The following is a 22,353-nucleotide window of genomic DNA, read 5'->3' on the forward strand; positions in this document are numbered from 1 at the left end:
AAGCACCTCTTTTTTTCTTTTTCTATCTAGTGCTTTATTGTACATAGGGGATGTGTCTAAGGTGTGAAGTTCACGTGAAATACGTCCGTACATAGAAAAAAGCGTACATTCATCTATCATGAACATACACTTTATCCATTTATTACCTTCTTGTCAATCCTAGTCGACGCTTTTCTTCTTCAATATCCTCATCTCGGTAAAGCTTTGACTCTTCTGTATACGTCTCTTTGTAAGAAGATACTTCTTCACTCTCAATTTCTTTGAATGCTTCTTCTTGAAATACTTCTTCATATGTAGGTACTTCTTCTATAGGTGCTTCTTCTACCATTTCTTCATCTTCCACTTCATCACGTTGCAGAAGTGCTTCTGAAATGCTTCCACTTACACTTACATTATTAGGTACACATAAGAAAATCCCCTCGCCAACTTCCTTCATATCCCCACCAATAACGTGAAGAACTCCATCTAAGAAGCTAACTGCTTGTTGTACAACATCTATGTTATCTGTCTTCATGCTCATAATAACAGATTTATTTTGTAATAAATAATTTGCTACTGTACTCGCATCTTCGTATACTTTTAACTCGAATAAAACAAGTTGCGATTCCTGTTCTTGTTCACCATTTCGTCTATTCGTTGCTTTCTCCGGTAAGTCAAACAATTTCGATATAATACTCATCTTAAAACCTCCTCGTTATCTACATTTTCCGTTCTACTGAGCAAAAAAACAAGTAAAATTTTTCACGAAAAAGACTTTGATTCTAAAAACATCTAAAATCCTCTTTATTACGGCAAAATCATTAATACTGATGTCTTTCTCTAATTAACTTATTACTTCTTTTCCATCTACTCACGATTATGTCATGAATGAATTTTTTTCATTATCGTAACAAAATCAAAAAGCTCCTTTCATGTATCAAAACATGAAAGGAGCTCAAGTTATCTGCTATTTGGCAAATAAAGAAATATTAAACTGATGCTAGACGTACTACGTCACGTGCGATCATTACTTCTTCATCTGTTGGAATAACCATTACTTTAACAGGAGAATGCGGGAAGCTGATGAATGCTTCTTTACCACGAACGTTGTTTTGCTTCGCATCGAAGTATACGCCCATGAACTCTAATCCTTCTAAGATGCGCTCACGTAATTCGATTGCGTTCTCACCGATACCAGCTGTAAATACGATTGCATCTACGCCTTTCATACGAGCAGCGTAAGAACCGATGTACTTGTGAATACGGTTAACGAAGATATCTAATGCAACTTGTGCACGCTTGTCGCCTTCTTCAGCTGCGCCTTCTACGTCACGTAAGTCACTTGAAAGACCAGTAAGACCTAACATACCACTCTTCTTGTTTAATACGTCTGCAACTTCTTCAACTGTTTGACCAGTTTTCTCCATGATATATGGAATTAACGCTGGGTCAATGTTACCAGAACGTGTACCCATTGTTACACCTGCAAGTGGTGTGAAGCCCATCGATGTATCAACAGATTTTCCACCTTCGATTGCAGCGATACTTGCACCGTTACCTAAGTGACAAGAGATGATGCGTAATTGCTCAACTGGACGACCTAATAAGTCTGCCGCACGTTGTGATACGTACTTGTGAGAAGTACCGTGGAAACCATACTTACGAACGCCAAATTTCTCATAGTACTCATAAGGTAAGCTGTATAAGAATGATTTCTCAGGCATTGTTTGGTGGAATGCCGTATCGAATACTGCTACTGCAGGTACGTTTGGTAAGATTTCTTTAAATGATTTAATACCAACGATGTTAGCTGGGTTGTGTAATGGTGCTAACTCATTTAAGCTTTCGATTTGCTCAATTACTTCGTCTGTTAATACAACAGAGTCAGCGAATTGCTCGCCGCCGTGTACAACACGGTGTCCGATACCATTAATTTCTTCTAATGAGCTAATAATACCTAGACCTGTTAATTTATCAAGTAACATTTTAACTGCCACTGCGTGATCTGGGATATCTGTAACTTCTGTTACTTTCTCATCATTTACTGAGATTGTGAATACAGAATCTTTTAAGCCAATACGCTCTACAAGACCTTTTGTTAATACTTTTTCGCTTGGCATTTCGAATAATTGAAATTTAAGTGAAGAACTTCCTGCATTAATTGCAATAACTTTTGACATAGCGTCTATCGCTCCTTTTACATTCCTGATCAAAAAATGACTAATTCTGACGAAATAAGTCGAACCGTTTTCTTTCCATCTCTAATTTAAACACCGACTGAAAGATATTTCAAGAATAAAATGAGCAAAAATCATTATTACACATATTTTTTTTTAGTAATACAGATTCACTTTCACTCTTTGTACACAAATAAAAAAGCATGTTAACAAAAAAGGGAATTTTATCCGACACAAAACTGTAACAGTTCAAAATGACATCTGTTATATAACTAACCTACTTATCGTTTAGCAAATTCCGTGTCGAACCAATTATTCATTTGCACCATCATCTTCTCCATTGCTGCCATGTTCGTAAATGAAGGAAGCTCTGCAAGTAACACTTGTTTCGGTGCTTTTGCACCCGCTCCTTTTTTCTGTAAAACAAAAATACTTTTTGCATGACGATCATTTTTGAACATAGAGACAGGAAGCTGCAATAAGCCTTGGATATAACATGTCTCATTAATAAATTCATGCAACGACTTTGCTTCTTCTCCTTCAAACATAAAGTTAGGGATGAGTAAGAACATGTACCCACCCTCTTTTATATGATGTGCACATTGCTCAATAAATAAATGGTGTGTATATGACATACCATTATTTGCTTTTAAACGATACGTTGCTGCACGTTCCTCATTTGGATAGTGTCCAACTGGAAGATCACACACAATTGCATCTACTGGATCAATATATAGCGATCCAAGGCTATCTCCATTAAATAATTCAATACCATGCTTTTGCAAATTCGCATTCACAAACGCTAGACGAAGTAACAACTCATCTGCATCTACTCCGTAACCTGTCACTTCTTTTCCCTCTGCATTGTTTAAAATAGCCGTGACTAAATTCCCCGTTCCAACAGCTGGATCTAATAACGATAATTCTTTTTTCTCTTGTGTAAATTTATTAAATAAGTAACTAACAAATAATGCCACTGCATCTGGTGTCATTTCATGATGAGGTTGAATTCCCTCTTTCATTCCTTTTAATAGACAAAGCTGGAATGCACGACGAATATCTTCTGTTTTGTATTCTATCTCTGCAAATGCCTTCACACTTGCTTCTAATCGCTCCTTTACAGAATCAAAGACACCTTCTTGTAATACTTCCCCTTGGAACATGTTCTCTCCACTTTCTACAAGTGCTTCTAAATACGAATATCCTAACTGCTTTTTTAATAAAAGTGTCGCTTCATCAATTGTTGAGAATAACGTTTCCACATCTGTTCTTTCCATCATACGTTAAGTCCTCCATTATCATTTCTATTCATATATAGGTATTGTTACCTATGATGATTGTATATTTTTCGTATCTTCTATCCTGCATTAACGGACTGTATAATTCCGTTTAAATAGAAGAGCAACAGCCCGTAGGAAGAAAAAGCATTTCCTACGGACTGAAGTTTCACTCTATCTTACCATTCTTTTCACCAAAAGAAAAAGCTCCTCGTACGAAACAAGGAGCTTTTCAGGGAAAATACTTATTTTGCTTGACGAGCAGCTTCTAAAGCAACTTCGTAGTTCGGGTGATTTGTTGCTTCACTTACGTATTCTACGTGTGTTACGTTGTCTTCTGCATCTAATACAAATACAGCACGTGCTAACAAGCGAAGTTCTTTAATATGTACACCGTAGTTTTCACCGAATGACACTTCGCGATGATCAGATAATGTAACAACATCTTCTAAACCATTTGATGCACACCAGCGTTTTTGAGCGAATGGTAAATCACAGCTAATTGTTAAAACTTTCACTCCACCAATTTTTGTTGCTTCTTCGTTGAAGCGACGAGTTTGCGCATCGCAAACACCTGTATCAATAGAAGGAACAACGCTAATGATTCGTACGTTACCTGTTGTATCTTTTAATGTTACTGCACTTAAGTCATTTGCTAATACGTTGAAGTCTGGAGCTTTATCTCCTACTTTTACTTCGTTACCTAATAATGTTACTGCATTACCTTTAAACGTAATATTCGCCATTATTTTCACCCTTTCGAATAAGTAATTACATCTCAAATAATAGTCATTTTTATGTGATAAAGCAACTAAAATGACAAGGAAAATACACATTTTCAAGAAGGGAATGCCCTCCTCTATCACGAAACATAGGAGATACAAAGAAAGAAAAGAGGATGAAGCAATGAACAGATTATCTCCAATTGACGCCGCACAAGCATTTATTGAAAAACATTTCCCAACATGCCAAGGTGCACTATTAGCAGGAAGCGTAAGCCGAGGTGAAGCAACAGACACATCGGATCTTGATATTGTTGTATTTGACAAAAACCTTGCTTCTGCTTATCGAGAGTCCCTTATTGACTTTGACTGGCCGATTGAACTATTCGTACATAATTTAACATCATACAACGTGTTTTTTGAAGATGACTGCAAACGAGCACGACCGTCTCTCCCAAGAATGGTTTCAGAAGGAATTATCCTAAAGGACGAAGGAGTTATAAATACGATAAAACAAGAAGCAAGACATCTTCTACAAGCTGGTCCAGAAAACTGGTCAGAAGAAATTATTACAACAAAACGGTATTTTATTACCGACGCACTAGATGATTTTATCGGCGCATCAGATCGGGGAGAAGAATTACTTATCGCTAATACATTAACAGAACTCGTCAGCGAATTTGTGTTACGTACGAATAAGCAATGGATAGGCGAGTCTAAGTGGATCATTCGTTCTCTACGCCAATACGATGAAGCATTTACCGAACAATTTGTGAGGGCTTTCGATTTATTTTATCGAACGGGTGAGAAAGGAAAGGTTATTCAACTCGTTCATACTGTTTTATCTCCGCATGGTGGTACATTATTTAATGGTTTCTCACTTGGAAAAGAAGCATAAAAACAAGAAGAATTCCTTTTATCAGGAATTCTTCTTGTTTTTCACATCGTTACATTTTGCCTAGTTGAAGATGCTTCTTTCTTCTTGTTCATCATTTGTTGTACTTTATCAACTGCTTGAGGTGCTAAGTCAATTACTTTATCTAAAATGTGAGCTTGTTCTGCTAGATGAAGAACTTTAATGCCTTGTGAGCTGACGACAAGAAAAGCGACAGGATTAATAGATACTCCTCCACCGCTTCCACCGCCAAACGGCATAGCTCCACCTTCCTGATCACCGAACTGACTTCCTCCCGCCGCAAAGCCAAATCCAACTTTTGATACAGGAAGAATGACGCTACCATCAGGCGATTCAATCGGATCCCCCACAATTGTATTCGCTTTAATCATGTGTTCTAAATTAGTCATTGCTGTATTCATCAAACTTTGAATTGGATGTTCTGCCATTATGAAATACCTCCTTGCTCTACATGTTTTTCCTGTAGTGCGCGATATTGTACTTGTTGTTTTCGCCAATACCGCAGAAAAGAAAGTGCACAAATAAGAACAGACCACACTCGAAGAGACATACGAAGTTTCATTTCTGTCCTAACTCCCTTTCCTTGAAATACAGGCATAACATTCATATCTATTCTATCTTTTACTCGAAAATAAGAAGTCATCAAACCTAAAATCCATCCTTTTCCCGTCCAGCATATACCGGCTATCATTCCTGTAGACGCAGCATCACCTGTTCCAACAGAAGAATGCCATGTTAATTCGCGAATCGTCACACGCTTGAGAAACTTCTTAACGATAGTATGTATCTCGCCAATGCTTTTTATGAGTGAATGAAGCATCGCCTTTTTGTCTATTTCTTCTGTATCATCCTTTTCTTCTTCTCCTGTATTCTTTGCTTTATTCTTATTCGTCAACTCATCTAACACATCAATTGATATACGTATTAATCCAAACAGCATGTACACATAAACATATACTTGCTTCTCCTCTTCTGTGTAAAATGCGTGTACCTCTATTGTTATTTTCATGATTAATAAGAGTAACAATACTACAAGAATAACTCCAACAATCCATAAAGCTATATACACACGACTCACCTCTCACACATCCATTATTATCCAATACATACTAACCTAAACAATATTTCTTTGAAGAGATGGAATTTAATCGTGAGCTTGTCTTTTTTTAAGAAAATTCAAGGATTTTTGACTATTTTTATCGAATTATAGTAGAGAGTTGTTATTTTCACAATTTAAGGGGGGAAATGGCGTGCCAAATCGTCGTAATATTTATTTCTTTTATAAACACGATCCAGAACTAGTGAAATTAATCGAACCTCTGCATCACGTTTTCCAAAAATACGACTTCACAATCGTAGAACATCCAGAGGATGCAAACATTATTGTAAGTGTAGGTGGAGATGGCGCTTTTTTACAAGCTATAAGAAAAACAGGATTTAGGGAAGATTGTTTATATGCAGGTATTACAACTGACAAGCAAACATCGCTATATTGTGACTTTCACATCGAAGACAACGCAGATGGAATCCTGCATGAATTAACAACAAATGCAAGTGAAGATCGAGAAATCGAAGTACGTAAATATCCAACAATTGAAGTAATGTTAGATGATCATTCGTCATTCCGTTGCTTGAATGAATGTTCTGTTCGCTCAAGTATTATTAAAACATTTGTCATCGATGTATTCGTTGATGACCTTCACTTTGAAACATTCCGAGGTGATGGCTTAGTTATTTCAACACCAACTGGAAGCACTGCTTATAATAAATCATTAAATGGTGCAGTAGTTGATCCACAACTTCCGTGTTTCCAAGTATCAGAAGTCGCTTCCTTAAATAACAACACATACCGTACACTTGGTTCTTCCTTTATTTTAAGTGGCAACCGTATATTAACACTAAAAGTCCAACAAGACGGGAATGATTATCCAATTATCGGTATGGACAATGAAGCAATTGCCATCCGTCACACAAAAGATATTCGCATTAGATTAAGTGAAAAACCGATTAAAACAATTAAATTAAAAAATAACTCATATTGGGAGAAAGTAAAACGTACTTTCTTATAATACGTATATAAAAAAGGAAGTTGTTCTCATGAACAACTTCCTTTTTGCTGCGCGCGAATAACCTTCCTTTTCTCCAGTGCGCCTTGTATACTTGCCAATATCATATTGCTTGCCATAATCGTCAGCGTAAAGCACAGAATCGGAGTAAGTGGAATCCATGGATGTGAAGATAATGAACGAAAATAACCTCCAATTAACCCCGACCACTCATTTGTCACAGAATAAAAAGACATATCTCCTGCTCCACTAGCTACAATTGTTCCTCCAAAAAATAAATTCAATATACCTAAGTGCAAAAATAAAACAAGCACTTGTACAAACTGTTGCATGAAAACAATTGGAAGCGTAGAAGATAAATGTGGGAACACATGCCTTCTAAAAACTTCCCACCTTCCTGCTCCCAATACTTTCGCTGCCACAACAAATTCTTCCGTCCCTATCTTCCTTACTTCATTTGCGATATAGAAAGCAAGTGGCGGTACCGCTAAACATGTAACAACTCCAACTTGGAAAAAAAGCCGATAATAAAACGGAATAGCATCTTCTCCACTAGAAAACATCAATACATTCACTAATAAGAAATAAGCAATAAGTGTCAGTGGAAGTACAGAAAAGCTATCAAAAAACGCCTCGATTTTTTTAAATCCTCGTCGAACATATATGCCGACCACTATACCGAAGATCATTCCAAATATAATGCGTAACACCCCAATAAAGAATGCCGCACCAATCGTCCATTTCGCTCCTTCAATTACAACTTGAAGTAAGTCTTTCCCGCTTGAATCGGTCCCTAACAAAAATTCAGACGAAGGAGGGAATGGCGCAGCCGTTACTTTCCCATCTTCAGGCATTAACATACGTACTTCGCGAATATGCCCGTCATAAAAAATTGTATTTCCAATACTCAGCAGCATCATTATGACTAAAAAACTAAGACTAACAAGGAACTTTTTATCTCGAACTAAATATGCCCACACTTTATATCTCCTCCTTTCTTACATGAGGTGCTATAAAGCGTAGTACATGAAACACACAAAAAATAGGGATATACAGAAGTAGCAATGAAATTGTAAACACTTCAGCAGTTGGATGATCATAAATAAACATAAAAATACCCATGGAGTTGAATAAGTACTCTACGATAAATAAATTAGAAAGCATAAACCAAATAATTGTTTTTGAAAAGAAAAGGATACTTAACATAACATTCCGATAAATATGATGATGCAGAATATATAACTTTCGCATTCCTTTTGCTTTTGCAAGTAACACATAGTCTTTTACTAGTTCATCCTCAAATCGAAGTAACAACATCTTTGTAAACATAATAATTGTCGGGATGCTTAAACAAATAATTGGCAATGCACGTACAGTTTCATCCCACGTTCCGACAATACGAAAAATGATGATTCCTGTTTGCTGAAAAATCCAAACAACTACGAGTTGCACACCAAGTATAAATGCAACGTCTGGAATCGATTCTAGTATAAGCAAAAACGCCTTCACCCTCGCTTGAGCTTTGTTACTCATATGCAACAATCCATACACAAGCAATGTTGCTACTACTAACGATATAACGAAAGCAGATATAAATATAATAAGGGTTTCACCATATTGTACAAAAAGCTGCGGAAATAACAATCGATCATAATCTCCATATGTAATAGAAGTAGGGTTAAGCAATTGTACACATAATTGCTTAATTGTTTGTATATAAGCCTCAACGTTTACCTCTAGGCCTACAAACAGACTCGGTAATGCACCTAAACAAATAATTCCACTTATCGCCAACACAAGATGTACTACTAGATGAAGCAACGGATGCATAACTTTCTTCACTCATTTCCTCTCCCTTAGGCAAAACGATCATTATTTCTCCATTTTCTACACATTACTTATTTCCTCTGGTAGACAACTTCCCCATCTACAATAGTCATCACTGCTTCTATAAACGGAATTTCTTTTATCTTCAGGCCAAAAACATCTAAGTCAATAACCGTAAAATCAGCGTCATACCCTACTTGAATCATCCCTCTGACATTTTCTTTATTACTTGCATACGCACTACCTGTTGTATACAACGATACTGCTTCAAAGACAGTTAACCTTTCCTGTTCACCGTATACAACATCCTTCTCGCCATGGAAACTTTTTCGTGCAACTGCACTATATATGCCGATAAATGGGTTTGCTGTCTCAATAGGAGAATCTGAACCACCAGAACAAGCTATTCCATTATCTAGTAATGTTCGCCACGCATAGCTGTATGTCATTCGCTCTTCTCCTAAACGATTTATCACCCAAGGAAAATCCGAAGCAAGGAAAGTCGGCTGAATATCTGCTACCATTTGTAGATTTTTCATACGCGCTACTAATGCCCCGTCCAGTACTTGGCAGTGAATAAGCCTATCACGCTTGTTATTAACAGGACCGTGTTGTTCAATTGCATCAATAACATATTCCATCGCTAAATCTCCAATCGCATGTGTTGCAATAGCCATCTCTCTCGTTCTCGCTTTATGAACAAGCGTTGCTAATTCATCTTTCGTAAATAAAGCAAGTCCCTTTTTAGACGTGTCGTCTGCATACGGTTCACGTAACAAAGCTGTTCGACTTCCTAACGATCCATCTACAAAAATCTTCATTGGCCCCATTTCAATATAGTGAGAAGATTCTATGTCCCTCATTTCATCTACTACTTCATGGTGTACAAGTAAATGTAATTTGAATCGCTTCTTTCCCTTCTCCACTACTTCTTGGAACGTATGATGTACAAGCTTTGCACTACCGTAATAATTCAAGTCTTCCGTATGAACCCCTGTAATCCCATATTTCCACATATCTTCAATTGCTAAAGTTACAGCTTCTTTCAAATAAGCTTCTGTTGGGACAGATGCAAGAGAAAGGACTTTCTCTTGCGCTGTATCATACAACATGCCTGTTAACTCTCCATCTTTTTGACCAATTTCTCCACCTTTTGGTGACAACGTATCAATTGTAATTCCCGCTTGTTGTAACCCAAGCCTATTTACAAAAAGCGAATGTCTACATACACGCTTTAAAACAATGGGATGAGAATTCGTAATTACATCGATTTCTTCTAAAGAGAAGTCTTTCTTATCAAGAAAAATATTCTCATTCCATCCTTCACCGACAATCCATTGATTCTTCGGTGTTTGTGCCACTTTCTCTGCTACTTTCTCCATGACTTCTTTCATGGACGTACACATACTTAAATCGAGCCTATTTAGCATTTCTCCGTGACCAATAAGATGGATATGGCTATCTACCAACCCAGGTATCATCGTCCGTCCTTGTAATTCTATATATTCATCAATAGGATACTCTTGCTCTAACTTCTTTTTATCACCAATGGCGATGATCGTTGCATCATCTGTCACAACTGCTTCAACAACTTCGCCTTCTTCTCTCATCGTATAAATTATTCCACCATGCCAAAGCTTCTTCATACGGCATCCCCTTATCCTAAAGATAGACAGCTGGCAAGATGCCTAGCTGTCTCTTTTGTTTTATCTATTGTATGATGCATTCAATTCCTTCTCACGTAATTCTACTCTTCTTATTTTACCAGAAACTGTCTTCGGAAGTTCTTTCACAAACTCAATTTTACGAGGGTATTTATACGGTGCAGTTAATCGCTTCACATGATCTTGCAATTCTTCCTTAAGTATTTCTTCATCTTGCAACGAAACGTGGTCTAGAAGGACAATATATGCTTTCACAATACTTCCTCTTATTTCATCAGGACTAGCAACAACGGCACATTCCCGAACAGCTTCATGCTTTACAAGCGCATCCTCTACTTCAAATGGTCCGATTGTATAACCCGAACTAATAATAATATCGTCACCCCTACCTTCGAACCAGAAATATCCATCCTTATCTCGCTTTGCCTTATCACCAGTAATGTAATATTCTCCGCGGAATTGACTTCTCGTACGCTCTTCATCTTTGTAATAACATTTGAATAATGCAGGTGTGCTTATATGGACAGCAATATCTCCAACTTCCCCTACTTGTACAGGTTCGCCGTCTTCATCAATAATTTCTACAACATTCCCCGGCGTTGGTTTTCCCATCGAGCCAATTTTCACATCCATATTTTTCAATGTTCCAACTAATAGCGTATTTTCTGTCTGCCCATATCCATCTCGTACCGTTAACCCAAAATAACGCTGAAACGTATCAATTACTTCTCTATTCAATGGCTCTCCTGCCGATACAGCACTATGGAGCGAAGATAATGTGTAATCTCCTAGCGATTTCACTTTTGCCATTAACCGATACTCTGTTGGTGTACAACAAAGAACGTTAATTTGATACTTGTCCATTAACTGTAAATACATGTTAGGATCAAACTTTCCGTTATAGACAAAAGCTGTTGCACCAGAACCTAGTGTTGCAAGAAATGGACTCCAAATCCACTTTTGCCAACCTGGACTTGCTGTCGCCCAAACAAGATCATCTGACTCAATACTTAACCAACTTCTCGCGGATGTTTGCAAATGCGCATACGCCCATCCATGTGTATGCACCACCCCTTTTGGTCTCCCTGTCGTTCCAGACGTATACGATAGAAAGCACATATCCTCACAAGTTGTTTCCCCCATACTTAATTCATCCGATTGTTTCTGCATTTCTAATAAAAGAGGGATCCATCCTTCTACTTCTTCTCCAATAACAAACGATTGAACATTTTGCATCTCTTCTATCTCACTAAATTGATGCACAAGTGGAGCATATGCGATAACTGCCTTTACTTCTGCATGTACAAGACGGTACACAATATCTTGCTTCCGTAACATTTCAGAGCTCGGAATAACAACTAGTCCGAGTTTCAACGCTGCTATGTATGCCATGTACGTTTCAACTAACTTAGGAAGCATAATGAATATCGTATCTCCTTTTTGCAATCCCTTCTCTAAGAAAACGTTACCAATTTTATTTGCGCCTCTTAACATTTCTGCATATGTAAGCGTACGTGAATTATCATTCTCATCTACCCATACAAGTGCCACTTTCTCTTCACTGCTTGCATATCTTTCCATTTCCTCTACGAGGTTATATATATGAGGAGCAATCAATTCTTCTCGTTTCATCTTTATTCCCCCATTTCCGACGATTCTCTCTTCCATTATAACGAAGATGCCACTTTCACCGACGTACATTCGTCCTACAAAATCAGCCAAATCTCGCACAAAAAAAGAAGGTGGGACAATCCCACCCTCTTAAGCCATTTTATATACAATTATTTTTGGAAGCCGCCTAATTGTTGTTCAGCCATTTGAACTAGACGTTTTGTAATCTCGCCACCTACAGAACCGTTTGCACGTGCTGTAGCATCTGGCCCTAATTGTACACCAAATTCGCTAGCGATTTCGTACTTCATTTGATCAAGCGCTTGTTGAGCACCTGCAACTACTAATGAGTTTGAACCGTTGTTTGCCATGTGTTATTCACCTCCTTGTGAGTATAGAGTGTGTTAAAACACATGGCTTCATACGAAAAATAACTAGGTAATTTTTGGTATAATATCTTCAAAGAAAATGACAATTATAATAAGTCTTTAAATTCGTCTTCTACTTGTTTCACTTCATGCTCAAGAATGATTTTCTCTGTACGCTCTACTGCATCTTGAATTAGTGCTTCGTAGTCGAATAATTGTTCAAAGTGCTGTGCCTTTTCACGCTTCGGCTTCGTTGCCGGATTAGCTGGTGTGAAAATTGTACAGCAATCTTCGTACGGACGAATTGAAATATCGTACGTATCAATCGCTTGTGCAATATCAATAATCTCCAATTTGTCCATTGTAATCAGCGGACGAATGATTGGATAATTTGTTACTTCATTAATTGTGTTCATGCTGTCTAACGTTTGACTCGCTACTTGTCCTAAACTCTCACCTGTCGCTAACGCCATTGCACGACGATTCTCAGCGATACGCTCTGTAATACGCATCATCATACGACGCATAACTGTCATTTCGTAGTTAGAAGGTACTTTCTTATGAATCATCTTTTGCATATCTGTAAACGGTACAACATGCAGAACAACACCGCGGCAATACTTCGTTAAATGACGAGCAAGGTCAACAACCTTTTGTTTTGCACGTTCGCTTGTATAAGGTGGACTATGGAAGTGAACAGCTTCCACTGTTACTCCACGTTTCATCGTTAAGTAGCCAGCTACTGGACTATCAATTCCACCTGATAGAAGAAGCATTACTTTGCCACCAACACCAACTGGATAGCCACCCGCACCTTTCACTTCTCCACATGTAATGTACGTTGCATCTTGTCTTACTTCGACGCGAACGTCTACATCTGGATTATGCACATCTACACCAATATTGCCTGCATTAATTAAAATATGTGCGCCTAATTCTTTATTTAATTCCATCGTTGTTAGTGGGAAACCTTTGAATGAACGACGCGCTGTAATCTTGAACGTCTTGGCATCTTTACGTTCTTCGTTAAACGCTGCTAGTACACCAACTTTAATATCATCTAAGTTCGTTTCCGTACGCATAGCTAAACTGAACGTATGAATACCAAACACATGACGAAGATCTTCCATTACTTCTACATGGTCTTCACCATTTAACATGATATACATACGATCTCTCGTTGCTTCATATTTTAAGTTTCCAAATCGTTTTAGCTTTGTTGCAATATTTTGACGTAAAATGCTGACAAAACGATTACGGTTTTTTCCTTTTGTTGTCATTTCGCCGTAACGAATTAAAATGCGATCATATTTCATTTCCTTTACCTCATCACTTCATATAAATTTGGAACAATTTCTATAACAGCTTGTTTGAAAGCTTCTACTTCTTCTTTTGTATTTTCAAATGAAAGGCTAATACGAATAGCACTTTCTGCAATTTTCTCTTGTAATCCAAGCGCTAATAAGACACGGCTTATCTCTTTTTGTTTCGATGAACATGCTGATTTCGTCGAAACAAAGATTCCTCTCTCTTCAAAAGCATGTACAAGAACTTCAGGCTTTAAGCCAATAAACGATACGTTTAAAATATGCGGTGCTCCTCCGACTGGAGAATTTACGTGTGCATAATCAAGTCCTTCTAGAAAAGTTTGAAGTTCTTCCTTGAGAGCTGTGACATAGCCTACTGCTTCCTTGCTCTTCTCTAGAGTCATACGTAATGCTTTTGTCATAGCAACAATTCCTGCTAAATTCTCTGTTCCAGACCGAACAAAGCTTTCTTGCTGTCCACCTGAAAGAAGAGGATCTAACTTCACACCATTTCGAATGTATAGAATCCCAGTTCCTTTTACACTATGAAATTTATGGCCTGATACTGTACATAAATCGATATGTTGCAGAGAAATTGGTACTTTTCCAATTCCTTGTACATGGTCCACGTGGAAGAAAACTTTCGGATAATTCTTTAATAACTGAGCAATTTCTTGGATCGGTTGAATTGAACCGATTTCATTATTTACATGAATAAGCGATACAAGAATTGTATCGTCACGTAATGCTTCTTTCACCGACTGAACAGTAACTACACCTTGTTCATTTAAAGGTAAATACGTAACGTCAAATCCTACTTGCTCAAGTTGTTTACAAGCTTCTACAACAGAAGGGTGTTCACCTTGTGATGTAATAATATGCTTCCCACGATTTCGATGCTTCAACGCAATTCCTTTAATCGCTAAATTATTCCCTTCCGTGCCACCTGATGTAAAAACAATTTCCGATTGCTTTACATGTAACAAGCTCGCAACAACGGTTCTCGATTGTGTTAACAATCGTTCTGCTTCGCTTCCTAGTTGATGAATGGAGGAAGGATTTCCAAAATAATTTGTAGAAACCGTTACGAATGCATCCAATACCTCTTTATATGGCTTCGTAGTTGCACTATTATCAAAATAAATCAACACTACCCCTCCAACCTTTACATTTCGTTGCATCCCATAATCTTATCATACAATAAATAAAGAATCTATATCCTACCATCATCGATGTACAGCTTCATCTACTTATGTAAAAAAGAAAAAAGATGCATCTATATGCATCTTCAATCTACATCAATCATTTCTTTTAATTTTCTTACAACACCCGGCTCTATCGTTTCTACAACGGAGGCCGCTTGCTCTAACGCTTCCTCATACTCGTACTTTCTAAATAAACTCTCAGCTTGTCCAAGCATATAGGCTGCTTTTTCATCACGACTACGATACCTATTTCCATATTGAATAACTTTCTCTACTAAGTATGCTTTCTCAATAAGCGTCTTCGTGTTTTGATACGAACTCATCACATGTGTTCTTGCTTCTTCTAGTAATTCATTTACCTCAGCCATATGCAATGGCTTCACTTCTAATTGATCATATACTGCTTGCACTTTTTTGCTAGCTTGCTCAAATTCAAATAGATGACTCTTTGGCAATCCTGGTAAATTCGAATGATGAAGCATTCGTCTTGCTTCCATCATATAGTGTTTCATTTCTGCTAATTGTTCACGAGCTTGCTTTTCGTCTTTACGCAATACTTGTAGTAATTCCTCGTATTCTTTATGTGCTTCACGTGCCGCATCTAATTGCTTACGAATATCTTTCAAGTCATCTTGCATCACAGAGAACGCAATATCCTTTTCTACAAGACGTAATTGCACCATATCAAAACGCTTCTTCAATATTTGAAGTTGCTTATCAATGTACTTCTGCATTTCTACATCTTTGTCATACAATTGATAGTTTTGTTTCACAATTTGTGTTTCTTCTTTCGTAGCAGCTGCACTTTCTTTAAATACTACTAATGCTTCCTCTACTTCGATAACTTCTTTCTTTACGAAGTGTTTTGCATTAACTTCTGTTTCTAATTGATCATATACATCATCCATATAACCTTTTATATATGCTAATAGCGTCTTTGCTTCTTCTACTTGTAACAATTTAATATGTTCGATGCACTTCTGATTCGCCTCTACTAATTGCTGTGCTTCCTCTTCTAGCGACAGATGGTTCAATACATAACCATCTTCTTTCATTTGACGGTATCCATCTAACATGCTTTCAATTTGCACAGGAAGATCTGCCTGGCACTCCACCTGCATATGTGGTAATTCTTTCATCTTCTCTTGAAGCTCTACCACTTCTTTCGAAACATCGGCACAGATTTCTCTTGCAAGTAAGTAATTTCCTTCCTCGGTTGCTTCATTGAAGCGCTGGAAGTCTTGTTGCAATTTATCTAACGCTTGTTCAATTGCAGTTTCGCATAAGACAAACATGTGGCGATGTGCCAATAGATTCTTCTTACAATCACGATAAACCCCTTGTGCCTCTTCCATTGCTGTGACACTTTTTTCTTTACTACCAATTAAATCTTCTAACTCGCGGCAAATTGCTGCTGTTTTATCATCTATCTCTTGCAGTATATTCTCAATTTCCTGTAACTGACTTTTTGCTTTGCGATATTTATACTTGGTAGCTTGCTGTTCGACTGTATCAGAAAGTTGTTCTACATTTGGCAACATAACACCAACGATTTCATCCCACTCTACACGCCATTTTTCAAATAATTCTTCTGTTTGACCTGTTAAGTTCAATTCTTTAAGACGTCCTAGTTGTTCTGCAACTGGTCTACTTGACAGTTCAATTCTCCACACCTCTAGCCTATCCAATTCTTTAAACACTTTGTTTCGAATCATTAACCCTACAATCATCGAACAGATAATGATTGCAAGAATTAAAATAATAATGCCAAATGTACTATTCATGGTGCTACCTTTTTCCACCCTTCATCCAGTAATTACAAATTCCGTACCTTATTTTATATATCGTCATAAAAGAACACATTTCCATAGAAACATGTATCGTGCAATATGTATATTATATATGATAACATGTAACCAACCTTTTTTGACCTAAATTTTTGAAATTTTTTAAGAGAATTATTAGAATGAGGGGCGGTATATTCATGTTTGAAGCAAAATCCTACACAGGAACGAAGGAAGAGAAATATGAACTTGTATTAAAGCAAGTAGAAGCATTGATTACTGGAGAAACAAACAACGTCTCAAACTTAGCTAACGCTTCTGCTTTATTGAATGTATTTTTGCATGATATTAATTGGGTTGGCTTCTACTTAGTAGACAAAGAAAATCAATTGGCATTAGGACCATTCCAAGGATTACCTGCATGTGTCCGTATTCCATTTGGAAAAGGTGTATGCGGTACCGCTGCACAAGAGAGAAAAACATTACGTATTGCTGATGTACATACATTCCCAGGTCATATCGCATGTGATGCGGCTTCTAATTCAGAAATTGTAATTCCACTAATTAAAGATGATAGTGTACTTGGTGTCTTAGATATTGATAGTCCAATCAAAGATCGTTTTGATGAAATAGACGAAGCTTATTTACAACAGTTCGTCACAATCTTAATGAAACACTGGACATAAGCTACATTTCTCTTAATAAAAGCAGACATGTTAAGCCTTTTACCTTAACACTTGACTCTGTCGAATAGACATATTATAATATTTTTTGTGTAAAATATCGCAGCCCACAAAAACACTTATAAGTATTCATTCTGTTCCTCCATGGGAGGTGTATCCCGTAACTTTTGCTGCAAAAGCGAAGATACATGAAAATAGAATGCGCTTATTTGGAGCTTTTGCGGTTGATTTTGTTTTATGCCAAATAAATCAAAACAACAAAGGAGGAGTCTATTATGGCTCGTTATACAGGTCCATCTTGGAAATTATCTCGTCGCTTAGGTCTTTCTTTATCAGGAACTGGTAAAGAATTAGAAAAGCGTCCATACGCACCGGGACAACACGGTCCTAACCAACGCAAAAAATTATCTGAATACGGTTTACAGTTACAAGAGAAGCAAAAGCTTCGTCACACTTATGGTGTTACTGAGCGTCAATTCCGCAACTTATTTGACATTGCTGGTAAAATGACTGGTAAACACGGTGAGAACTTCATGATCTTACTTGAGTGCCGTTTAGATAACTTAGTATACCGCATGGGCTTAGCTCGCACTCGTCGTGGAGCTCGCCAATTAGTTAACCACGGCCACGTAATGGTTGATGGAAAACGCGTTGACATCCCATCATTCCGCGTTAAAGTTGGTCAAACAATCAGCTTACGTGAAAAATCTCAAAACTTAACAGCTGTTAAAGAATCTGTAGAAGTAAACAACTTCGTACCAGAATACTTAGCATTCGATGCTGAAAAGTTAACTGCTACTTTCACTCGCTTACCAGAGCGTTCTGAATTAGCTGCTGAAATCAACGAAGCATTAATCGTAGAGTTCTACTCTCGTTAATAACATCGCTGATCCAAACCCTAGAAACCATGTTTCTAGGGTTTTTCTTTATAGATAACTTCTCATTTTCCTCCAAAGCGATATATTCCCCCTACCCACATCATACATTACTGATAGAACAAGACACTGTTCTCTATTCTTCCCCTATTAGAGAAAGGAGTATCGCTGATGAAAAAACAACATGGAAAGCTCCCCTCCTATAAATATATACCACACCCTATTCGTGATGATGGTGCTGGCGCAACAGATTTCGGTCCACGTGACATCTTAAGAGACCTTGAAAATCCCGATATGCTTGTTCCACCAGCTACTGATGCTGGAACAATCCCCAATTTAAAATTCTCTTTCTCCGATACACATATGCAATTAAATCATGGCGGTTGGTCAAGAGAAATAACGATTCGAGAACTCCCTATTGCTACAACACTGGCCGGAGTCAATATGCGACTTACACCAGGTGGCGTCCGTGAACTTCATTGGCACAAACAATCTGAGTGGGCATACATGATTCTTGGTAACGCCCGGATTACTTCCGTCGATCAAAATGGTCGAAACTTCATCGCGGATGTCAGTGCCGGAGACCTATGGTTTTTTCCCGCTGGAATTCCTCATTCTATTCAAGGATTAGGGGACGGATGCGAATTTTTACTTGTCTTTGATGATGGCAATTTCTCTGAGTTAGATACCTTCACCATTACTGATTGGTTCGCACATACACCAAAAGACGTACTCGCTGCCAATTTTGGCGTATCGAAAGAAGCCTTTTCTCACATCCCTACAAAACAACGTTATATTTTTCAAACAAATGTACCTGGCTCACTCGAAAACCAGAAAGTACCTGACCCTTATGGAGCCATCCCACAAAGTTTCACATATAAATTACTCGACCAAGAACCTATCATCACTCCAGGCGGAACCGTACGTATCGTCGATTCTACACACTTCCCTATTTCAACGAAAATAGCAGCTGCATTAGTTGAAGTGAAACCTGGTGGAATGAGAGAAATGCATTGGCATCCAAATAACGATGAATGGCAATATTACCTTTCCGGTACCGCTCGTATGACCGTATTTGGCGCAAGTGGTACTGCACGAACATTCAACTACCGAGCAGGTGATGTTGGATATGTACCATTCGCAATGGGACATTATATTCAAAATACAGGAGAGACTAGTTTATGGTTTTTAGAAATGTTCCAAAGTAATCGTTTCGCCGACGTATCATTGAACCAATGGATGGCATTAACCCCTAAAGAACTTATTAAAGACCATTTACATGTAGGAGAAGAACTAATCCATGCATTGCGAAAAGAGAAATGGCCTGTCGTTAAATATCCGGATACTGAACACCAATAGAAAAAGCAGCTGATTTACTCAGCTGCTTCTTCTTGTTCTGTTGCATATGTAAGGTTTGCTACTTGTGTAATACTACTATTTGATAAATAGAAATACTCGCCGTTATCACCTTTTATTTTTGTTGTACGAAGACCTAATTCTTCAACTGCCCCTTCAATACCGTTAATGCGTACTTTATCACCAACACCATATTGGTTTTCGAATAAAATAAAGAATCCTGTTACAATATCTTTCACTAAACCTTGTGCACCGAAACCAATCGCAAGACCTAATACCCCCGCACTTGCTAAAATTGGTCCTAATTCAATACCGAATAAACCAAGAATTGTTACGATTGCGATGAAATAAATCACATAGTATACGATATTCTCACAAAGTTTAATTAACGTTTGTTCCCGTCCTTCATTCACTTTTCCTGGCACACGTGCCTTCATCTTAAAGAAATTACGAATACCTTTGCTTGCAAGGCGCGTAATAATACTTGCAAGAACTAAGATAATAATGATTTTTAGGATCCCCATCCCAATTGTCATAAATGTTGCTGTGTTCACGTAATCTCGTTGAATACTATAAAAAACATCCATGTCGTTTCTCTCCTTTATTGTCATTAAAGTTAATATGAACTATTGTATGGTAATTCATGCATCAATTCAAGACATGTAAAAAGAGCCTTTCTTTTCCTATAAATCAGACTATTCAATCTATATAACGTAGTAAAAAACCTCCCTTTTGTCACAAAGGAGGTTTTTTACTGTACGTATGTTGTATGCCTATTTCACTTAAAGGTTGGTTACTTCGTCTGTTATACGGTGTAAATAGTGAGGGAGTATATCATCCATGATGCTAATAGCTAGCAAAGGAAGGACGAAGCTTTCTTTAATCAAATATGTTGTTTCCGACTGCATATACCTATGCTTGTTGTATAAAGGATTGATGAACTTGTTATAAAACCTTTGTTGTGTGCATGTCGAATACAACTATTATTATATCATTTCTCTAATTAAAATCAATACTTATTTAAAATAATTATTATTTAAATACAATTATTGAATGATGACGTAAAACAAAAGTCGTTTCAGCAAAAAACTCTTGCCAAAACGACTTCTGGTACAGTCCAAATTAATATTTAATTAAGAAGTATTTCTTCTTGCCACGACGGATAATTGTAAATTGACCTTCGATACGGTCTTCTTTCGTTAATACTTTTTCTAATTCTTGCGTACGTTCACCATTTACGTATACAGCCCCGTTTGTTACATCTTCACGTGCTTGACGTTTTGATGGAGAGATTTTTGCTTCTACTAATAAGTCTACAAGACCAACTTCTTCGTCTGTCGCTTCAAATGTTGGAACATCTTTGAAGCCTTGTTTAATTTCTGCCGCTGTTAATTCCGCTACTGAACCGCTGAATAATGCTGCTGAGATTTTGATTGCTTGTTCTAACGCTTCTTCACCATGAATTAAACGTGTCATTTCTGCTGCTAATGTTTTTTGAGCAACACGTAAGTGCGCTGCTTCTTCCATTTGTTTCTCAATATCAGCAATTTCTGCTTCTGTTAAGAATGTGAAGAATTTTAAGTATTTAATAACATCACGGTCATCTGTGTTAATCCAGAATTGATAGAACTCGTACGGGGTTGTCTTCTCTGGGTCTAACCAAATTGCACCGCTCTCTGTTTTACCAAACTTCGTACCGTCTGCTTTCGTTACAAGCGGAATTGTTAAGCCATACGCTTTTGCACCTTCCCCTTGCTTCTTACGAATTAACTCTAAACCAGCTGTAATGTTGCCCCATTGGTCACTTCCACCAATTTGAAGTTTACAGTTATGGTTTTCGTATAAATGGTTGAAGTCCATTGCCTGTAGGATTTGGTATGTGAACTCTGTGAATGAAATTCCTGTTTCTAAACGAGATGCTACCGTATCTTTTGAAAGCATGTAGTTTAAGTTAAAGTTTTTACCGAAGTCACGTAAGAAATCAATAATGCTAAGTGGTGATGTCCAGTCGTAGTTATTCACCATTTCTGCGCCATTTTTGCCTTCAAAATCAAAGATACGCTTCATTTGCCCTTGTAAGCATGCAACGTTATGTTGAATAGTTTCAAGACTTTGTAATTGACGCTCTTCCTTCTTACCACTTGGATCACCAATTGTACCAGTAGCTCCACCTACAAGAATAATTGGCTTATGTCCAGCTTGTTGGAAACGACGTAAAATTAAAAACGGTAATAAATGTCCGATATGCATACTGTCCCCAGTTGGGTCAATTCCGCAATACAGTGCAATCTGTTCTTTTTGTAATAATTCTTCTAATCCCTCTGCATCCGTTTGTTGATAAACAGCTCCACGCCACGTTAATTCTTGAATAATACTCATCGTTCAATCTCCTTTACTTGTTAAAATACACATAAAAAACGCCCCTACTGTTCACCAGTAGGGACGATATTATCGCGGTACCACCCTAGTTGTAGACAAAAGCGTCTACCACCTTGTTTAAATAACGGTTTATCACCGTCTTTCCCCTCTTGAATAT

20 protein-coding genes, 1 pseudogene and 1 other annotated feature (1 of these 22 cut by a window edge) are annotated in these 22,353 nt (G+C 37.5%); of the genes and pseudogenes, 5 read left to right on the forward strand and 16 right to left on the reverse strand.

What is annotated here, in order from left to right; all coding sequences use genetic code 11:
- Positions 1-142 precede the first annotated feature (142 nt).
- The 4 genes from IEV41_RS14115 to tpx all read right to left on the reverse strand — a co-directional run bounded on the left by IEV41_RS14115 (position 143) and on the right by tpx (position 4,179).
- The gene (locus IEV41_RS14115) at positions 143-679 is read right to left on the reverse strand and encodes a cell division protein SepF (RefSeq protein ID WP_188389141.1); all 537 of its coding nucleotides are present in this window, start codon (positions 677-679) and stop codon (positions 143-145) included.
- A 289-nt stretch (positions 680-968) separates the two neighbouring features.
- Positions 969-2,159: an acetate kinase gene (locus IEV41_RS14120; RefSeq protein ID WP_188389142.1), complete on the reverse strand. Its 1,191-nt coding sequence runs from the start codon at positions 2,157-2,159 to the stop codon at positions 969-971.
- A 278-nt stretch (positions 2,160-2,437) separates the two neighbouring features.
- Entirely contained in the window at positions 2,438-3,433 is a 996-nt protein-coding gene (locus tag IEV41_RS14125) for a class I SAM-dependent methyltransferase (protein WP_188389288.1), read from the reverse strand.
- Positions 3,434-3,678: 245 nt separating this feature from the next.
- Positions 3,679-4,179: a thiol peroxidase gene (tpx, locus tag IEV41_RS14130; RefSeq protein WP_188389289.1), complete on the reverse strand. Its 501-nt coding sequence runs from the start codon at positions 4,177-4,179 to the stop codon at positions 3,679-3,681.
- A 160-nt stretch (positions 4,180-4,339) separates the two neighbouring features.
- Between tpx and IEV41_RS14135 the strand changes: the two genes are divergently transcribed.
- Entirely contained in the window at positions 4,340-5,053 is a 714-nt protein-coding gene (locus tag IEV41_RS14135; RefSeq protein WP_188389143.1) for a nucleotidyltransferase domain-containing protein, read from the forward strand.
- A 41-nt stretch (positions 5,054-5,094) separates the two neighbouring features.
- Here the strand turns inward: IEV41_RS14135 and ytfJ are convergent, their stop codons facing one another.
- Positions 5,095-5,499, reverse strand: coding sequence for a GerW family sporulation protein (gene ytfJ / locus IEV41_RS14140; RefSeq protein ID WP_188389144.1), 405 nt, complete (start codon positions 5,497-5,499; stop codon positions 5,095-5,097).
- Positions 5,499-6,140: a DUF2953 domain-containing protein gene (locus IEV41_RS14145; RefSeq protein ID WP_229722250.1), complete on the reverse strand. Its 642-nt coding sequence runs from the start codon at positions 6,138-6,140 to the stop codon at positions 5,499-5,501. Before IEV41_RS14145 ends, ytfJ begins: the two co-directional genes overlap by 1 nt.
- Positions 6,141-6,321: 181 nt before the next feature.
- Here IEV41_RS14145 and IEV41_RS14150 point away from each other — a divergent pair, with 181 nt between their 5' ends.
- Positions 6,322-7,140 carry an NAD kinase gene (locus IEV41_RS14150; RefSeq protein ID WP_188389146.1) on the forward strand — a complete coding sequence of 273 codons (819 nt, stop codon included), beginning with the start codon at positions 6,322-6,324 and terminating at the stop codon, positions 7,138-7,140.
- Here IEV41_RS14150 and IEV41_RS14155 read toward each other — a convergent pair.
- The 8 genes and pseudogenes from IEV41_RS14155 to ezrA all read right to left on the reverse strand — a co-directional run bounded on the left by IEV41_RS14155 (position 7,088) and on the right by ezrA (position 16,903).
- Positions 7,088-8,117, reverse strand: a pseudogene (locus IEV41_RS14155) (ABC transporter permease). The gene IEV41_RS14150 and the pseudogene IEV41_RS14155 sit on opposite strands and share 53 nt — an antisense overlap.
- A 1-nt stretch (position 8,118) precedes the next feature.
- Complete coding sequence (locus IEV41_RS14160) at positions 8,119-8,967, reverse strand: ABC transporter permease subunit (RefSeq protein WP_188389290.1); 849 nt, start codon at positions 8,965-8,967, stop codon at positions 8,119-8,121.
- A gap of 68 nt (positions 8,968-9,035) precedes the next feature.
- Positions 9,036-10,610 carry an amidohydrolase gene (locus IEV41_RS14165; RefSeq protein ID WP_188389148.1) on the reverse strand — a complete coding sequence of 525 codons (1,575 nt, stop codon included), beginning with the start codon at positions 10,608-10,610 and terminating at the stop codon, positions 9,036-9,038.
- A 60-nt stretch (positions 10,611-10,670) separates the two neighbouring features.
- Positions 10,671-12,260, reverse strand: a complete 1,590-nt coding sequence (gene mbcS / locus IEV41_RS14170; RefSeq protein ID WP_188389149.1) for an acyl-CoA synthetase MbcS — start codon at positions 12,258-12,260, stop codon at positions 10,671-10,673.
- A 149-nt stretch (positions 12,261-12,409) separates the two neighbouring features.
- Positions 12,410-12,610, reverse strand: a complete 201-nt coding sequence (locus tag IEV41_RS14175; RefSeq protein WP_188389150.1) for an alpha/beta-type small acid-soluble spore protein — start codon at positions 12,608-12,610, stop codon at positions 12,410-12,412.
- Positions 12,611-12,714: 104 nt separating this feature from the next.
- Positions 12,715-13,923 (reverse strand): tRNA uracil 4-sulfurtransferase ThiI, encoded by a 1,209-nt coding sequence (gene thiI / locus IEV41_RS14180; protein ID WP_188389151.1) that lies wholly within the window; start codon positions 13,921-13,923, stop codon positions 12,715-12,717.
- A gap of 5 nt (positions 13,924-13,928) precedes the next feature.
- Positions 13,929-15,062, reverse strand: a complete 1,134-nt coding sequence (locus tag IEV41_RS14185; protein ID WP_188389152.1) for a cysteine desulfurase family protein — start codon at positions 15,060-15,062, stop codon at positions 13,929-13,931.
- A gap of 140 nt (positions 15,063-15,202) precedes the next feature.
- Entirely contained in the window at positions 15,203-16,903 is a 1,701-nt protein-coding gene (gene ezrA, locus IEV41_RS14190; RefSeq protein ID WP_188389153.1) for a septation ring formation regulator EzrA, read from the reverse strand.
- Positions 16,904-17,103: 200 nt separating this feature from the next.
- Between ezrA and msrC the strand changes: the two genes are divergently transcribed.
- The 3 genes from msrC to IEV41_RS14205 all read left to right on the forward strand — a co-directional run bounded on the left by msrC (position 17,104) and on the right by IEV41_RS14205 (position 19,820).
- Entirely contained in the window at positions 17,104-17,589 is a 486-nt protein-coding gene (gene msrC / locus IEV41_RS14195) for a free L-methionine (R)-S-oxide reductase MsrC (RefSeq protein WP_188389154.1), read from the forward strand.
- Between the two features lie 272 nt (positions 17,590-17,861).
- Complete coding sequence (rpsD, locus tag IEV41_RS14200; RefSeq protein WP_188389155.1) at positions 17,862-18,464, forward strand: 30S ribosomal protein S4; 603 nt, start codon at positions 17,862-17,864, stop codon at positions 18,462-18,464.
- A gap of 168 nt (positions 18,465-18,632) precedes the next feature.
- On the forward strand, positions 18,633-19,820 hold the full coding sequence (locus IEV41_RS14205) for an oxalate decarboxylase family bicupin (protein ID WP_188389156.1): 1,188 nt from the start codon (positions 18,633-18,635) through the stop codon (positions 19,818-19,820).
- A 14-nt stretch (positions 19,821-19,834) separates the two neighbouring features.
- Here the strand turns inward: IEV41_RS14205 and IEV41_RS14210 are convergent, their stop codons facing one another.
- Both IEV41_RS14210 and tyrS read right to left on the reverse strand, forming a co-directional pair.
- On the reverse strand, positions 19,835-20,404 hold the full coding sequence (locus IEV41_RS14210) for a mechanosensitive ion channel family protein (protein ID WP_188389157.1): 570 nt from the start codon (positions 20,402-20,404) through the stop codon (positions 19,835-19,837).
- 535 nt (positions 20,405-20,939) lie between these two features.
- Entirely contained in the window at positions 20,940-22,196 is a 1,257-nt protein-coding gene (gene tyrS / locus IEV41_RS14215; protein WP_188389158.1) for a tyrosine--tRNA ligase, read from the reverse strand.
- A 56-nt stretch (positions 22,197-22,252) separates the two neighbouring features.
- Positions 22,253-22,353: a binding site (T-box leader), on the reverse strand; it runs 120 nt beyond the window's last position.

Source organism: Priestia taiwanensis (assembly GCF_014638355.1).
GTDB lineage: Bacteria > Bacillota > Bacilli > Bacillales > Bacillaceae_G > Priestia_D > Priestia_D taiwanensis.

What these genes read in the sequence shown, in the direction of transcription:
- IEV41_RS14115 (WP_188389141.1), bottom strand. Translation starts at nt 679, where the DNA reads ATGAGTATTATATCGAAATTGTTTGACTTACCGGAGAAAGCAACGAAT.
- IEV41_RS14120 (WP_188389142.1), bottom strand. Translation starts at nt 2,159, where the DNA reads ATGTCAAAAGTTATTGCAATTAATGCAGGAAGTTCTTCACTTAAATTT.
- IEV41_RS14125 (WP_188389288.1), bottom strand. Translation starts at nt 3,433, where the DNA reads ATGGAAAGAACAGATGTGGAAACGTTATTCTCAACAATTGATGAAGCG.
- tpx (WP_188389289.1), bottom strand. Translation starts at nt 4,179, where the DNA reads ATGGCGAATATTACGTTTAAAGGTAATGCAGTAACATTATTAGGTAAC.
- IEV41_RS14135 (WP_188389143.1), top strand. Translation starts at nt 4,340, where the DNA reads ATGAACAGATTATCTCCAATTGACGCCGCACAAGCATTTATTGAAAAA.
- ytfJ (WP_188389144.1), bottom strand. Translation starts at nt 5,499, where the DNA reads ATGGCAGAACATCCAATTCAAAGTTTGATGAATACAGCAATGACTAAT.
- IEV41_RS14160 (WP_188389290.1), bottom strand. Translation starts at nt 8,967, where the DNA reads ATGCATCCGTTGCTTCATCTAGTAGTACATCTTGTGTTGGCGATAAGT.
- IEV41_RS14165 (WP_188389148.1), bottom strand. Translation starts at nt 10,610, where the DNA reads ATGAAGAAGCTTTGGCATGGTGGAATAATTTATACGATGAGAGAAGAA.
- mbcS (WP_188389149.1), bottom strand. Translation starts at nt 12,260, where the DNA reads ATGAAACGAGAAGAATTGATTGCTCCTCATATATATAACCTCGTAGAG.
- IEV41_RS14175 (WP_188389150.1), bottom strand. Translation starts at nt 12,610, where the DNA reads ATGGCAAACAACGGTTCAAACTCATTAGTAGTTGCAGGTGCTCAACAA.
- thiI (WP_188389151.1), bottom strand. Translation starts at nt 13,923, where the DNA reads ATGAAATATGATCGCATTTTAATTCGTTACGGCGAAATGACAACAAAA.
- ezrA (WP_188389153.1), bottom strand. Translation starts at nt 16,903, where the DNA reads ATGAATAGTACATTTGGCATTATTATTTTAATTCTTGCAATCATTATC.
- msrC (WP_188389154.1), top strand. Translation starts at nt 17,104, where the DNA reads ATGTTTGAAGCAAAATCCTACACAGGAACGAAGGAAGAGAAATATGAA.
- rpsD (WP_188389155.1), top strand. Translation starts at nt 17,862, where the DNA reads ATGGCTCGTTATACAGGTCCATCTTGGAAATTATCTCGTCGCTTAGGT.
- IEV41_RS14205 (WP_188389156.1), top strand. Translation starts at nt 18,633, where the DNA reads ATGAAAAAACAACATGGAAAGCTCCCCTCCTATAAATATATACCACAC.
- IEV41_RS14210 (WP_188389157.1), bottom strand. Translation starts at nt 20,404, where the DNA reads ATGGATGTTTTTTATAGTATTCAACGAGATTACGTGAACACAGCAACA.
- tyrS (WP_188389158.1), bottom strand. Translation starts at nt 22,196, where the DNA reads ATGAGTATTATTCAAGAATTAACGTGGCGTGGAGCTGTTTATCAACAA.